Below are 14,529 nucleotides of genomic sequence, written 5' to 3'. Positions count from 1 at the left end.
CTTGTTCAGAGTTTCCCTAGTGGCGCCATTTCACGGCAATGGCGCGCAGGTCGTCGCGAAGGGTGGGGTCGAGCAGCTCCGGGTACTCGGCAACGCGCGCGATCAAGCCGAAGACAGTCACGATGTCGCGGATGGCGGTGGTATCGCAGGCCCACACATCGGTCGGGTCGAATGCGCCGTAGCCATCCGCATCGGCCCAGGCAAGCAGGAAGTTGGCACATCGGCTGGCCTGTCCTGAACTTCCCAATGCCAGCTCCGCCAAGTGGTGGATGGCGGCGATTTCGACCTTGGTTGGCTGCGTCGGGTCGTCAGGGGCGTCCACGGCAATACCCAGATCAGGTACAGCTATTGGCTCTTCCATAGGTAAGCGGACCACATCGAGACCTGCAAATTACGATAGCGTCGGAACCGGCGGCGTATTCGGTTCCACGTGATCAGCCAGCAACCGATGGATACCCCCACCCAGCCTCACGCAAGCCGCATCATCCTCATGGAATGGAATCGAATGGAGCATCGAGAGGGTGGTTTCCGCCGCGTCCGTCAGATATTGTCTGGCCATCTGGACGGCCCAATCGCGCGCTCTTCGGACAGCCGCGACGGCGTCGCCACAGGCTTGTGCCACCAGGATGACGTGCGCATCCGTATCAACCTGAAGCACGAGCTCGCTGCGCACTGCGAGCGTGCCGATCCGGCCGGTGAGAAGCCACGTTTCGTCTGCATCGGCGCGCGTCGCCGGGTGGTGCATCTGCTCCACACCGATGGCATCCAGAAAGCCGCCGAGGCGCTTGTTGAAGGCTGCACTGACGGCATGCTCTGGCTGCCAGTACCACGTTCCCGCAACCGCCTCCACCAGTCCGGCTCCCATCGCGTGGATCGCGGCGATCGCTTGCGCATCGACCGCAAGATTGCCGGTAAGCGGAGCGCTTGTCGCTGCGCATCCTGCGGCGTTGCGCAGCCGCATGAGCGCCACATCCTGTCCGGCAACCGCCGTGCCTTGCGAACGCACCTCGATGTCGTTCGCGGACCAGGCAATGGCACGACTCGTACCGGGCCCGACGCGGATGCCATCGCTGATCCGGACGCAGCAGCCGGTGACTGGATCGATCGACCATCCGCTCGGAAGCGGGGTTTCTGGCAGAAGGAGCGCTGCGCGCGAGGCCATGACAACAGCTTCCCGACAAAAGTGACGGTGAAACTAGCACCGGTGTGCGCGACTGCCGGTGACATAGGTCAAGCGGTCCGGGGACAGACCTGATTGCACCGATGCGACTCACGCCAAGATGCACACGCCAGGCCACTCCGCTCTGCGCCAAGTCATGTACACAGATAAGAGAGGCGCCCATAGTCGGCCGCGTGTATTTCTCGACACAAGGCTATGGCAACAGCAAATATCTCCGGCGATGCCCTTGTCGCCCAAGCGCGCGGACTTGTGGTCGGACAGCGCATGGAGGACGCAGAAGTCACGTATCGCAAAGCCCTCTTTCACATGCCTGACCATCCCGAGGCGCTCAACTTCATCGCCATGTGTGAACTCGGGCGCGGGGAATTCGATGCAGCGCACGAGCATCTGGAACATGCCATCCGGATCGACTCGCAGGAAGCCAGCTTTCGGAGAAATCTCGGCATAACCCAGCTCGCACTGGGCCGCGCACAAGCAGCCATCGACACCTTCGAGGAGGTGATCGCGATGGCGCCCAAGGAATTTTCGGCGCGCCTGCATCGGGCCGCGGCCCTTGAAAAACTTGGCAACACATACGACGCCACCACTGCCTATTACCGCGCCATCGCCATCGCGCAGGCGGCGTACCATTGGCGGAACAGACAGACAACGCCCGCCTCGCTGCAACCGCTACTGCGGCACGCCATCAGTTACATCAAGCAGAACCAGAAGCGGATTTTCATGGATTGGCTGCAGCCGGCACGCGAGGAGCATGGCGCCGCGTCGGTGGCCAGGATCGAGGCCGGGCTGTCCATGTACCTCAAGGAAGTCGCGACACAGTATGCCGATGAGCGTCAGCATTGCTCGTTCTTCTACGTACCCGGCGTTGCCGCATCGCCGAGCCTCGATGCCACGCAAGTGCCCGGCATGGATGACCTCGCTCGTGTAGGCGCGACATTCATGGTGGAACTCCGCGCAGCGGAGGCTGCTGGCCGCGAACTCGAGCCCTACTTCGGCACCCACGACCTCGCCATACTGCGCGAACAAGAGGTACTGGACGGCGGCGAGAATGCCCGCCTTGAGGCCCTGTATCTTTACCGCGACGGCGACCTGGAGCCGCTTGGCCGGCAAAGCTGCCCGCAGACATTCGCCGCAGTGAAGTCGTTGCCGCATCCGGTCGAGATCGAGCGACTTGGGCCGAACGTGTACTTCATGGTGCTGGGGCCGGACACCCATATGTTGCCAAGCAAGGGATTTACCAATGCGAGGATCCACATTGAAATCCCCCTGTGGGTTTCCGGACAAACCGTCCGCCAGGTCGCGGATACTGAAAAGGCATGGCGGGCGGGTGAGCCCGTTGCGTACGACGCGACTTTCGTGCACGAATTGTGGAACCACGGCGACGGAACCTCGGCCGCGCTGGTGCTGGACGCCTGGCATCCGGACCTGACTGCCGCCGAATGCATGGCGCTGACGGCGCTGTTTGAAGGCATCAGCCAGTTCCATGTCGCGGCGGGCGTCGAACCTCCGTTCGGCAGCTAACATGTCACGCTCGAGCCACTGACAAACTGCCGATGAATACCGACCAAGTCTTGCATGTGCGGCTGGATCCGCAGCCACCTTGGGCTCGCTTCCAGGACATCATCGTCCGCCTCGACAGTGGCGAGCTGATCGCCGTGGCTATCGAAACGATCGCCGAGCCCACCGGCGCCACTGCGGTGATCGCGTACGCCCGCGCTGTCGGCGTTGATGGCAAGACACGCATCGGTCCGGACGGCTTGCCGATCGCGACACAGGTGCAACGTCCCTATCAAATGACCGATTTGCAAGCGGCTGGATTGCACTTGATCGACCTGCAGCGTGACTGCGTGCGTGCCGTGCTGGGTGAACCAACCAACCACTTCTTTACTGACGCCGCGGATCACGACGAACGCGTGCGGCTCTCCATCCGCAACCGACTGCGCATCCCGACCATGATGAAAACAATCGTACCCGTGGTAACCGAACACTCATGAAGACCGAGCTACCCACGACCGCTGCGCAGACTGTGCCGCGCATTGTCATCCTTGGCGGGGGCTTTGGCGGCCTGAGCTGCGCGAAAGCACTGCGCCGGGCGCACGCACACGTCACACTCATCGACCAGCGCAACTTTCATCTGTTTCAGCCGCTGTTGTATCAAGTGGCGACGGCGGCGCTATCGTTGGCCGACATCGCCATGCCGATACGCTGGATCGTGCGCCACCAGGGCAACACCCAGGTCCAGCTGGGCCGTGTCGAAGCCATCGATCGTCAGGCGCGCAGCATTCAGCTGAGTGGGCATGACCAGGTCATTTTCTATGATTACCTGGTGGTGGCCACCGGCGCCTGTCACACCTATTTCGGTCACGACGACTGGGCACCGTTCGCACCCGTCCTGAAAACCGCCGAGGACGCCATCGCCATCCGTCATCGCGTGCTCGCGGCGTTTGAGCAAGCGGAGGTGACGGCGGATCTGGACGAGCGCCGCCGGCTGCTGAGTTTCGTGGTCATCGGCGGTGGTCCGACGGGGGTGGAAATGGCCGGTGCCATCGCCGAGCTGGCCAGGACCGAATTGGCGATGAAGCATCGCACGCTGCGCGGCCAGCGCGCACGAGTCAGCCTGGTGGAGGCAGGGCCACGGCTGCTGACCGCCTTTCCCACCTCACTCATGCAAAAGGCTCGTCGTTCACTCGAACATTTGGGTGTCCAGGTACTGACGGACACGCCGGTCCAGCTCTGCGATGCGGTCGGCATCATTGCGGCGGGAAAACGCATCGAAACACGTACTTTGATCTGGGCAGCTGGCGTCACCGCTTCCGCTGCCGCGGAATGGTTGGGTGTTGAAGCCGACAAGGGCGGCCGCGTACGAGTCGAATCGGATCTGTCCTTGCCTGGCGACAAGAACATCTTCGTGATCGGCGACACCGCCCACGTGACCAATCCAGACGGACAAGCGGTGCCCGGCATCGCCCCACCGGCCAAGCAGGAAGGCACCTATGTGGGCCGCCTCTTGCTGCGGCGACTTGCCGGAGCATTGCCACCCGGCGCCTTTCGGTACCGCAATTACGGCAATCTGGCGACCGTCGGCCGCAAATCAGCCATTGTGGATTTCGGCTGGATGCGAATGAGTGGTCTGCCGGGCTGGCTGACCTGGGGCGCGGCACACATTTTCTTCCTGATCGGGTTTCGCCGCCGCGTGATGGTGATGTTGTCCTGGCTGTGGTCCTATGTCACGACGGACTACGGCACACGGCTGATCATCGGCAGCCGCCGGAAGCCGTAGTTGCATAGTCCTTCCGCCGCGGCGGCGCACCTTTTTCAGGATTGACTCCCGTTGCGGATTCCGCCTAGGCAGGTGGCCAGGAACGGGGCCAGGTTCACTTTTCCACACGATCAAATACCGCAATGACCCAGGTCGCGTCGCGGCCTGCGGTGGCGGCCAGCCAGACCATCACACCGTCATGGTCTGGCTGGCCGACCCGCACTCGACCCGCCCATGGGCCATCCCGGTCATTCCGCGGCAAGTGAACACGGCTGCATCTATCGCAAGCCTTGCCTGCGCACTCGACTTCCAGACCTATCGAGCAATCCCGCGATCTCAGCTGTGTACCTCCACACAGCGGGCAACGATCCACGGGGGCGATCGTCCGCCAGTCGGAGTAGGTGCCTAATGGCTCGGTCATAGCAAGAACCTTGATCTGCTCACGATTCGCTTTCCCTTCTGGCTCAACCAAGCACCGCGCAGAGCCATCGTATCGGTATCGGGATCAGATTCACTCATCTGACATGGGGAGGTGAACCTGACGCCGTTCGGTCGAACACAGCACACACAAGCAATAGCATCGCGCGCGAGCGCGCTCCTACAAGGGGCGGGCGAAGTGCGATGCCTGCCTTCGCAGGCATGACGGATATGGCAGGGCGCAGCGCAAACCGCCCTCGCCTACAATGCGGAATCTCCCGTATCCGGATCACCCCATGCCCCGCCTGCGCGTCAAACGCTACCTGCTCACCGGCCTGCTCACCTTCCTCCCGCTGTGGGTGACCTGGCTGGTGTTCAAGTTCGTGCTGGGGCTGTTGGCCGGCATCGGCGCGCCGCTGGTGGCCGCGCTGCTGAACGGGCTGGCGCTGGTGGCGCCGCATGCGGCCGAGTCGCTGAAGATGGAGTGGCTGACCTTCATCGTGGCGTTGCTGGTTACCCTGCTGTCGCTGTATCTGCTCGGCCTCATCGCCAATCGGGTGATCGGCCAGCGCTTCCTTGACGCGTTCGATTCCCTGCTGGCGCGCATCCCGCTGGTGCAGACGATCTACGGCGGCACCAAGAAGCTGATGGCGGTGCTGCAGAACAAGCCCAGCGGCATGCAGCGCGTGGTGCTGATCGACTTCCCGCGCCAGGGCATGAAGGTGGTGGGCTTTGTCACCCGGGTGATGGTGGAGGAAGGCAGCGGTCGCGAGATGGCGGCGGTGTATATCCCGACCACGCCGAATCCCACGGGCGGCTACCTGGAACTGGTGCCGGTGGATGAGCTGACGCCGACCGACTGGACGATGGACCAGGCGATGGCCTTCATCATCTCCGGCGGCGCGGTGGCGCCGGATACGTTGCCCGCCTCGCCCCGCCTGCCTGCCGAAAACTCGCAGGAGCATCTTGCGGGAAACGCGTAGGGCGGGCACTGCCCGCCGCCGCACAGGACCACTGAAAGAACCGAGGCCGGCGGGCAGTGCCCGCCCTACGAGGCACAAGCCGAGAGGACGCACCTGCGAGCGAGTGGCTGTCTTCACGCAGAGGTTTGCCATGTACCGATTGCTGTTTGCCGCCCTGCTGGGCATCGCCACGACGACTACGCAGGCCACCGACTGGACCACCCCGGCCGAGGCCGCGCAGTTCCACACTACACCGAGCTACGCCGACACGCTGGCCTACCTTGAGCGGCTGCAGCGCGCGGCGCCGGGCGTGATCCAGCTGGAAACCTTCGGCACCACACCGCAGGGCCGGCCGATGACGGTGGTGATCGCCAGCGCCGGCGGCAGCTTCACGCCGACGGCCGCGCGCGCCGTGCACAAGCCGGTGGTGCTGCTGCAGGCCGGCATCCACCCCGGCGAGATCGAGGGCAAGGACGCCGGGCTGATGCTGCTGCGCGACGTCGCGGTCGCGGGCAAGTACCCGCACCTGCTCGACCGCGTGGTGCTGGTGTACATCCCGGTGTTCAGCGTGGATGGTCACGAGAACGCCAGCCCGTACCATCGCATCAACCAGAACGGCCCCGAGAGCATGGGCTTCCGCGGCCAGTCGCAGTACCTCAACCTCAACCGCGACTACGTCAAGGCCGACGCACCGGAGATGCGCGCGTGGCTAAAGCTGTGGCAGCGCTGGCTGCCCGATTTCCTGATCGACGTGCACACCACCGACGGCGCCGACTACCAGTACGACCTCACCTGGTACACCGAGGACCCGCACAAGCTCAACCCGGCGGTGAGTGCGTGGCAGCACGACGCGATCGTCAACCACGTGCTGCCCGCATATGAGAAGCGCGGCCACCTCGCCTCCATCTACCTGGAGTTCAAGGACGGTCGCGACCCGCGCAAGGGCATCGTGAATTTCGGCTCCGGTCCACGCTTCTCCACCGGCTACGCGGCGCTGCAGAACCGCCCCGCGCTGCTGATCGAGACGCACATGCTCAAACCCTATGCGAACCGGGTGCGGGCCGTGTACGACCTGGTCGAGCTGATGCTGGAGCGGATCGGCGCGCAGCCGGCCGCCCTGCTTGCCGCCACCGCCAAGGCGGACGCCGACACCGTCGCCCGCGCACGTGACACGAACGCACGGGTGGCGCTGAGCTTCAAGCCCGATCCGCAACCGGCGAAATTCGAGCTGAAGGGCTACGCGTTCACGTTGAGCCACAGCGACATTTCCAACAGCGAGTGGATCCGCTACGACCCGCGCGCGCCGAAGAACTACACCATCGACAACTGGAACGGCCTGCTGCCGGACGTCCTGGTCGCGCCGCCGGCCGCCTATGCGGTGCCGGCGCAGTGGACGGCGCTGATCGACCGGCTCGACGCGCACGGCATCACCTACCGCCGCACCGACCGGCCGCTGACCATCCGCGCCGAGGGCTACCTGCTGGACGACCCCGTGTGGGCAAGTAAGCCGTTCGAGGGCCACCTGATGCTGCGCGACTTCCGCCTGCGCGCGGTGCCGCGCCAGGTCTCCCTGCCCGCCGGCTCGGCAATCGTTCCGCTGGACCAGCGCGCGGCGAACGTGGCCATCGAGCTGCTCGAACCGCGAGCGCCTGACTCGCTGCTGCGCTGGGGTTTCCTCGACGCGGTGTTCGAGCCCAAGGAATACGGCGAGCCGCGCGTGCTGGAACAGCTGGCGCGCGACATGCTGGCGAAGGACCCGGCGCTGCAGACCGCGTTCGCACGCAAGCTGCACGACGACCCTGCCTTCGCCGCCGACAGCCGCACCCGACTGATGTACTTCTTCGAGCGCTCGCCGTGGTACGCCGCGCAGGACGTGGGCGCCTACCCGGTGCTGCGCCTGGACGCCGCCCAGCTGCCACAGCTGCCGGCGCCGCAGCACTCGCCCGGCGGACGCCACAACCCTGACCTTTGACACTGGGTCACCCATGACGTTTGGCCTAGCGTGAACGGCCATGCCCGCGTTCCGGGGGGAACCCGACGGCGCGGCCTGACGACACACCACCCAACATTCACAGAGGGATATCCATGACCAAGCAGTATCTGAAGCCACTGGCGCTGACACTGGCCGTCAGCCTGGCGCTGACCGCCTGCGGCAAGCAGGAACCGGCCGCCAAGGCGCCGGCCACCGCCAGTACCGCCGCGGCCGCCGGCACCGCCGCCGCAGCCGACCTCGGCCAGAGCATCTTCGACGTCAGCGAACTGGGCGACAGCGCGCAGGCGTGCCAGGACTTCAACGGCTTCGTCAACGCCAAGTGGGTTGCCGCCAACCCGATCCCGGCCGATCAGACCGTGTGGGGCGCCTTCAGCATGCTGCACGAGAAGAGCCTGGCCGACCAGCACCAGCTGGTGGACGATGCGGTGAAGAACGCCGACGGCGCCAAGGCCGGCTCGATCGAGCAGAAGATCGGCTGGCTGTACCACTCCAGCATGGACATGGACGCGCGCAACAAGGCCGGCTTCGACCCGATCAAGCCCGATCTTGCCGGCATCGACGCGCTGAAGTCGAACAAGGACCTGCAGGCCTGGCTGAACCAGTCCTTCGCCAAGGGCGACGGCGCCGTGTTCAACTTCGGCTCCGGTGCCGACTTCAAGGACGCGAAGACCCAGATCGCGTACACCGAGCAGAGCGGGCTGGGCCTGCCCACCACCGACTACTACACCGACGCGAAGTACAAGGACATCCGCGACAGCTACGTCAAGTACCTGGCCAAGTTGTTCGAGATGACCGGCAGCAGCGCCGACGACGCGGGCAAGCAGGCCGCGCTGGTGTTGAAGTTCGAGACCGACCTGGCGCAGCACTCCATCCCGCGGGTGGAGATGCGCAAGCCGGAGAACCAGTACCACTTCGTGACCGTCGCCGAGGCGAACAAGCTCACCCCGCACTTCGACTGGAGCGCGTTCTTCGCCTCGCAGGGCGTCACCGTCGACAAGGGCTTCTCGCTGTCGCAGCCGAAGTTCTTCGCCGAATTCGACAAGCTGGTGGCCAGCGCGCCGATCGCCGAGTGGCAGGCCTACCTGAAGGCGCACACCATCTCCAACGCTGCCCCGCTGCTGTCCGAGCCTTTCGTGGACGCGCAGTTCGATTTCTACGGCAAGACCCTGCGCGGCCAGCCGCAGCAGCAGCCGCAGTGGAAGCGCTCGCTGACTGCGGTCAACGGCGCGATGGGCCAGGCGCTGGGCCAGCTCTACGTGGCCAAGTACTTCACCCCCGAGGCCAAGGCCCGCGCGGAAGAGCTGGTTACCAACGTGCGCGACGCCTTGAAGACGCGCATCCAGAACCTCGACTGGATGAGCGAGGAGACCAAGACCAAGGCGCTGGACAAGTGGTCCAAGTTCCTGCCCAAGATCGGCTACCCGGAAACCTGGCGCAGTTGGGACGGCCTGAGCATCAGCAAGGACGGCTACTACGCCAACATGCAGGCGGCCGCCAAGTTCAACTACGACTACGACATCGCAAAGATTGGCAAGCCGACCGACCGCAAGGAATGGGGCATGACCCCGCAGACGGTCAACGCGTACTACAACCCGAGCGACAACACGATCAACTTCCCGGCCGCGATCCTGCAGCCGCCGTTCTTCGACGCCAGGGCGGACGACGCGATCAACTACGGCGGCATCGGTGCGGTGATCGGCCACGAGGCCAGCCACGGCTTCGACGACCAGGGCAGCCAGTTCGACGGCGACGGCAACAACGTCAACTGGTGGAGCGACGCCGACAAGAAGCAGTTCGAGGCACGCACCGGCAAGCTGGTCGAGCAGTTCAACGCCTACGCGCCGCTGGCCGACCACCCCGAGCTGCACGTCAACGGCACGCTAACCCTGGGCGAGAACATCGCCGACCTGGGCGGCTTGAACGTCGCCTACGACGCGCTGCAGACCGCGCTGCAGAAGAACCCGGCCGAGGCCGGCAAGAAGATCGACGGCTACAGCGAGGATCAGCGCTTCTTCCTCAACTGGGCCCGCGTGTGGCGCGGCGACATCCGCGAGAAGGCGCAGATGGTCTACCTGAACGCCGATCCGCACTCGCCGATGAAGTTCCGCGCGATGGGTGCGCCGTCGAACATGCCGACCTTCGCCAGCGCGTTCCAGTGCAAGAGCGGTGACGCGATGGTGCGGGCGGCCGACAAGCAGGTGAAGATCTGGTAAGCCTCTGGCCGCCACGGCACCCGCCGTGGCGGCCAGCTTGTCGATCCGGAAACGCCGCGCCATTGCGCGGCGTTTTTCTTTCCGTCGCCCCGGACGCCAGGGCGACCGCAGGACCGCTGCCGGCGCCCCGGCCCGCCACGCGATGGCCCGGAAGCTCCCGCGGCCGCCGCGACGGTTCCCAGCACCGGCCATGCAGCGGATAATCGTCGACCCTTGATGTCAGACGGTTGAAGCATGTTCGTTCCCGGTCAACGCTGGATTTCCTCCGCCGAACCCGAGCTGGGCCTCGGCACCGTGCTGCGCGTCGAAGGGCGCGGCGTGCAGGTGCTGTTCGCCAAGGCCGGCGTGTTGCGGCCGTACGCGATCGACTCCGCCCCGCTGGTGCGCGCCGAGTTCCGCGCCGGCCAGCGCGTCGCCGGCAAGGGCATCGCGTTCCTGGTCGAGCGCGTCGAGATCAAGGACGACTTGCTGATCTACCGCGGCGAAGGTCGCGAACTGCACGAGGGCCAGCTCGACGACGAGCAGAGCGTGAGCCAGGCCGACGACCGCCTGGTCGGCGGCCGCACCGATGCCGTGGCGCAGTTCGAGCTGCGCCTGGAAGGCCTGCAACGGCGTGCCGAGGCACGCCGTTCGCCGATGTGGGGCCTGGGCGCCGCACGGATCGGACTGGTGCCGCACCAGCTGCGCGTGGCCGGCATCGCTTCGGCCCGTCGCCCGCCGCGCGTGCTGCTGGCCGACGAGGTGGGCCTGGGCAAGACCATCGAGGCCGGCATGATCATCGCGCGCCAGCTCGCCACCGGTCGCGCCTCGCGCGTGCTGCTGTTGTTGCCCGACACGCTGGTCTATCAGTGGTTCGTGGAAATGCTGCGCCGCTTCAACCTGAGCTTCGCAATCTACGACGAGGAACGCTGCGAGGCGCTGGAACAATCCGGCGACGCCGGCAACCCGTTCGAGGACGAGCAACTGGTGATCGCCGACTTCGGCTTCCTGGAAAGCTCGCCGAAGTACGCGAAGCAGTTGCTGGACGCACCGTGGGACCTGCTGGTGGTGGACGAGGCGCACCACCTGGCGTGGTCGCCGGAGGCGGCCAGCCCGCGCTACACGATGGTGGAGAAGCTGGCCGCGGCGATCCCCGGCGTGATCCTGCTCACTGCCACCCCGGAACAGCTCGGCCGCAGCGGCCACTTCGCCCGCCTGCGCCTGCTCGACCCGCAGCGCTACCACGATCTCGACAGCTACCTGGCCGAAGCCGACCGCTACCTGGCGCTGTCGAGGATCGCCGACCGTCTGCTCGACGGCCAGCCGCTCGACGACACCCAACGCACCGCCCTGGCCGAAGCGTTTCACGGCGACGCCGCGCTCACCGCATGCCTGGCCGACCCGACCAAACCGGACAACGCGCACGAGCTGCTGGCCGCGCTGATCGATCGCCACGGCACCGGCCGCGTGATGTTCCGCAACAACCGCGCCGGCGTCGGCGGCTTTCCCAAGCGCCGGCCCGAATGGCACCTGCTGCCGATGGCCGCAGTCGACGACAGCACGCGCCAGGCGCTGCTGGCCGAATTCCACGCCGACATCCAGCAGCCGCCGGCGCTGATCGAGGTCGATTACGCCGCCGACCCGCGCATCGACGCGCTGGTCGCCCTGCTCGACGCCCACCTGCAGGACAAGTTCCTGCTGATCTGCCGCAGCCAGGCCAAGGTGCTGGCGCTGGAGGAAGCGCTGCGCACGAAGAGCGGCGTCGGCGTGGCACGTTTCCACGAAGGTCTCAGCATCGTGCAGCGCGACCGCAATGCCGCGTATTTCGCCCAGCCCGAGGGCGCACGCCTGCTGCTGTGTTCGGAGATCGGTTCGGAAGGCCGCAACTTCCAGTTCGCGCACCGGCTGATCCTGTGGGACCTGCCGCTGGACCCGGACCTGCTCGAACAGCGTATCGGCCGGCTCGACCGCATCGGCCAGAAGCACGACATCGCCATCCACATCCTGGCCGTCGCCGACAGCGCCCAGCACGTGCTGGCGCGCTGGTACGACGAGGGTGTCGACGCCTTCCGCATGAGCCCGGCCGACGGCCGCGAACTGCTGCGCCGCTACGGCGAGCCACTGACCCGGCTGGCCGACGAACACGCGCGCGGCGACGACAACCGCGACCAGGAACTGGACGCGCTGCTGGCCGAGACTCGCGCCAGCCACGAGCAGATGGCCGAGCTGATCCGCGGCGGCCGCGACCACCTGCTGGAACTGGCCGCCAGCCGCGATCTGCACGCCGACGAGCTGCAGCAGGCATTCGCCCGCGAAGACCGCGACCCCGGCCGCGACGCGTTCGTGCAGCGCCTGCTGGAGGCGTTCGGCATCCATGCCGAGGAACTCGGTAGCCAGGTGCTGCTGCTCGACCCGCAATACCTGTCCACCGACGCCCTGCCCGGCTTCGCCGAGGGTCCGCAGTCGGTGACGTTCGCGCGCGAAGTGGCACTGTCGCGCGAGGAGCTGCCGCTGCTGCGGCTGGATCATCCGCTGGTCGCCGGCGCCATGGATCTGGCATTGTCCGGCGAACAGGGCAATGCCGCCTTCATGGTCGACGACGTGCTGCCGCCGCGCACCGCGCTGCTGCAGGCGGTGTTCCTGCTCGAATGCGTGGCCGACCGAAAACTCGACGCCGAACGCTTCCTGCCGGTGCTGCCGATCGCGGTCACCGTTGACACCCGGCTGGCCGAGCGCGCCGACTTCGCGCCCAGCGAGATCGCCCTGCGCAAGGCCGGCGACCGCAACATCGAGGTGGCGCGCTACCGCAAGTTCCTGGGCAAGCTGGTGCCGCCGATGCTGGAGCGTGCCGAGGCACTGGCCGGTGCACGCGGACAGGCGCGCATCGACGAAGCCGTGGCCCAGGCCACGCAGACGCTGGATGCGGAGCTGTCGCGCCTGCTGGCGTTGCGTGCGGTGAACCCATCGGTCAGCGAAGCAGAAATCGCCGCCATCGCCGCCGAGCGCAGCGCCCTGCTCGCTGCGCTGCCGCAGTCGCGGCTGCGGCTGGACGCGGTGCGCTTCGTGGTCAGCGCCGATTTCCTCGCACTGCGCTGACCTGGACCCGGCCTCATCGCGGGCTGGGGCGGCGCGTGGCGCCCCTCAGGCCGCGTCCGCCGGCGCCTCACGCATGCGCCGCTCGATGCCGAAGCCGTAATAGGCCACGGTGAGCAGCGCCAGCCACGCCACGCCCACGTAGATCGCCACGCGGGTGTCGGGGCTCCAGCCCAGCATCACCCACACGAAGGCGAGGAAGGCCAGGCACACCACGCTGGACAGCGGCCACACGCGCAGGCGGAACGCCAGCGGCCGTGCCTGGCGCCGGCGGAAGCTCCAGTGCGCCACCAGCACCATGCCCCAGGTCCACACCGTGTTGAAGGCGAGGATAGACATCATCATGCCGAAGATGCGCCCCGGCACCAGGTAGTTCATCAGCACGCCGAACAGCAGGAAGGCCATGGTCACCAGCACCCCGCGCATCGGCACGCCGTGCGCGCTCACCCGGCCCATCGCCGCCGGCGCCTGGCCCTTGTCGGCGAGGCTGTGCAGCATGCGGCTGCCGCTGAAGGTGGTGGAGTTGAAGCTGGACAGCGCCGCGGTGATCACCACGAAGTTGATCAGCGCTGCCGCCTGCGGAATGCCCAGCCGCGCGAAGGTGGTGACGAACGGGCTGCTGTTGGCGTCCAGCGCGTTCCACGGGTAGATCGCCATGATCACGAACAGCGAGCCGATGTAGAAGATCAGGATGCGCCAGATCACCGAGTTCACCGCGCGAGGAATGGTGCGCTCCGGCTGCGCCGCTTCCGCCGCCGCCATGCCGATGGTCTCGATGCCGCCGAAGGAAAACACCAGCACCGGCAGCGCCAGCACCATGCCGGTGACGCCGTTGGGGAACCAGCCGCCGTGCGACCACAGGTTGCTGAGACCGATCGGCTTGCCGCCATTGCCCCAGCCCAGCCAGATCATCGCGCACCCGCCGGCGATCATCGCCACCACGGTGAGCACCTTGATCAGCGAGAACCAGAACTCCAGCTCGCCGTAGATTTTCACTGCCAAGAGGTTCAGGCCACCGATCATCGCCACGCTGGCGAAGGCCCAGATCCACTGCGGCGTGTCGGGGAACCAGGTCTTCATGTAGATACCCACCGCCGTGCTCTCGGCGATGCCCACGCCCATCATCAGGATCCAGTAGTTCCAGCCGGTGATGTAACCGGCCAGCGGCCCCACGTACTTGTGCGCATAGGTGCTGAAGGAGCCGGCGATGGGTTCGTGCGCGGCCATTTCGCCCAGCGCGCGCATGATGATGAAGATCATCGTGCCGCCGAACGCGTAGGCGATGAGCACCGAGGGCCCGGCGAGCTTGATCGTGCTGGCCGAACCGAGGAACAGCCCGGCGCCGATGCACATGCCCAGCGCCATGAAGGTGATGTGTCGCGGGGTCAGCTGGCGCTGCAGGGATGGGCTCATGGAGGGCGTTTCACGGCGTG

At 66.2% G+C, this 14,529-nt stretch carries 10 protein-coding genes; 7 read left to right on the top strand and 3 right to left on the bottom strand.

Translation table 11 applies throughout. The annotated features are described in order from the left end of the window. Positions 1-16: 16 nt before the first annotated feature. Together UUA_RS06870 and UUA_RS06865 are read right to left on the bottom strand one after the other, a co-directional pair. Positions 17-322 (bottom strand): DUF7673 family protein, encoded by a 306-nt coding sequence (locus UUA_RS06870; protein ID WP_008435408.1) that lies wholly within the window; start codon positions 320-322, stop codon positions 17-19. 69 nt (positions 323-391) lie between these two features. Beyond that, entirely contained in the window at positions 392-1,162 is a 771-nt protein-coding gene (locus UUA_RS06865; protein WP_008435406.1) for a hypothetical protein, read from the bottom strand. 213 nt (positions 1,163-1,375) lie between these two features. Here UUA_RS06865 and UUA_RS06860 point away from each other — a divergent pair, with 213 nt between their 5' ends. From UUA_RS06860 to rapA, 7 genes are all read left to right on the top strand, one after another. Beyond that, complete coding sequence (locus UUA_RS06860; RefSeq protein WP_081491519.1) at positions 1,376-2,701, top strand: aspartyl/asparaginyl beta-hydroxylase domain-containing protein; 1,326 nt, start codon at positions 1,376-1,378, stop codon at positions 2,699-2,701. A 32-nt stretch (positions 2,702-2,733) separates the two neighbouring features. Then, positions 2,734-3,174, top strand: coding sequence for a hypothetical protein (locus UUA_RS06855; protein ID WP_008435402.1), 441 nt, complete (start codon positions 2,734-2,736; stop codon positions 3,172-3,174). Further along, entirely contained in the window at positions 3,171-4,460 is a 1,290-nt protein-coding gene (locus tag UUA_RS06850) for an NAD(P)/FAD-dependent oxidoreductase (RefSeq protein ID WP_008435400.1), read from the top strand. The genes UUA_RS06855 and UUA_RS06850 overlap by 4 nt, the downstream gene beginning before the upstream one ends. A 692-nt stretch (positions 4,461-5,152) precedes the next feature. Beyond that, on the top strand, positions 5,153-5,839 hold the full coding sequence (locus UUA_RS06845) for a DUF502 domain-containing protein (protein ID WP_008435397.1): 687 nt from the start codon (positions 5,153-5,155) through the stop codon (positions 5,837-5,839). 130 nt (positions 5,840-5,969) lie between these two features. Continuing rightward, positions 5,970-7,790 (top strand): M14 family metallopeptidase, encoded by a 1,821-nt coding sequence (locus UUA_RS06840; protein ID WP_008435396.1) that lies wholly within the window; start codon positions 5,970-5,972, stop codon positions 7,788-7,790. A gap of 113 nt (positions 7,791-7,903) precedes the next feature. Continuing rightward, positions 7,904-10,024, top strand: a complete 2,121-nt coding sequence (locus tag UUA_RS06835) for a M13 family metallopeptidase (RefSeq protein WP_008435394.1) — start codon at positions 7,904-7,906, stop codon at positions 10,022-10,024. A gap of 234 nt (positions 10,025-10,258) precedes the next feature. Next, on the top strand, positions 10,259-13,099 hold the full coding sequence (gene rapA, locus UUA_RS06830) for an RNA polymerase-associated protein RapA (RefSeq protein WP_008435392.1): 2,841 nt from the start codon (positions 10,259-10,261) through the stop codon (positions 13,097-13,099). Positions 13,100-13,144: 45 nt separating this feature from the next. Here rapA and UUA_RS06825 read toward each other — a convergent pair whose 3' ends face one another. Then, the gene (locus UUA_RS06825) at positions 13,145-14,509 is read right to left on the bottom strand and encodes an amino acid permease (RefSeq protein ID WP_008435391.1); all 1,365 of its coding nucleotides are present in this window, start codon (positions 14,507-14,509) and stop codon (positions 13,145-13,147) included. Between the last annotated feature and the right edge of the window lie 20 nt (positions 14,510-14,529).

The sequence above is a fragment of the Rhodanobacter thiooxydans LCS2 genome, from assembly GCF_000264375.1.
In the GTDB taxonomy this organism is placed as follows: domain Bacteria; phylum Pseudomonadota; class Gammaproteobacteria; order Xanthomonadales; family Rhodanobacteraceae; genus Rhodanobacter; species Rhodanobacter thiooxydans.
Note: the sequence above shows the minus strand (reverse complement) of the source record. Positions and strands in the feature narration are given on the sequence as shown.

What these genes read in the sequence shown, in the direction of transcription:
- rapA (WP_008435392.1), top strand. Translation starts at nt 10,259, where the DNA reads ATGTTCGTTCCCGGTCAACGCTGGATTTCCTCCGCCGAACCCGAGCTG.
- UUA_RS06840 (WP_008435396.1), top strand. Translation starts at nt 5,970, where the DNA reads ATGTACCGATTGCTGTTTGCCGCCCTGCTGGGCATCGCCACGACGACT.
- UUA_RS06855 (WP_008435402.1), top strand. Translation starts at nt 2,734, where the DNA reads ATGAATACCGACCAAGTCTTGCATGTGCGGCTGGATCCGCAGCCACCT.
- UUA_RS06850 (WP_008435400.1), top strand. Translation starts at nt 3,171, where the DNA reads ATGAAGACCGAGCTACCCACGACCGCTGCGCAGACTGTGCCGCGCATT.
- UUA_RS06845 (WP_008435397.1), top strand. Translation starts at nt 5,153, where the DNA reads ATGCCCCGCCTGCGCGTCAAACGCTACCTGCTCACCGGCCTGCTCACC.
- UUA_RS06825 (WP_008435391.1), bottom strand. Translation starts at nt 14,509, where the DNA reads ATGAGCCCATCCCTGCAGCGCCAGCTGACCCCGCGACACATCACCTTC.
- UUA_RS06865 (WP_008435406.1), bottom strand. Translation starts at nt 1,162, where the DNA reads ATGGCCTCGCGCGCAGCGCTCCTTCTGCCAGAAACCCCGCTTCCGAGC.
- UUA_RS06835 (WP_008435394.1), top strand. Translation starts at nt 7,904, where the DNA reads ATGACCAAGCAGTATCTGAAGCCACTGGCGCTGACACTGGCCGTCAGC.
- UUA_RS06860 (WP_081491519.1), top strand. Translation starts at nt 1,376, where the DNA reads ATGGCAACAGCAAATATCTCCGGCGATGCCCTTGTCGCCCAAGCGCGC.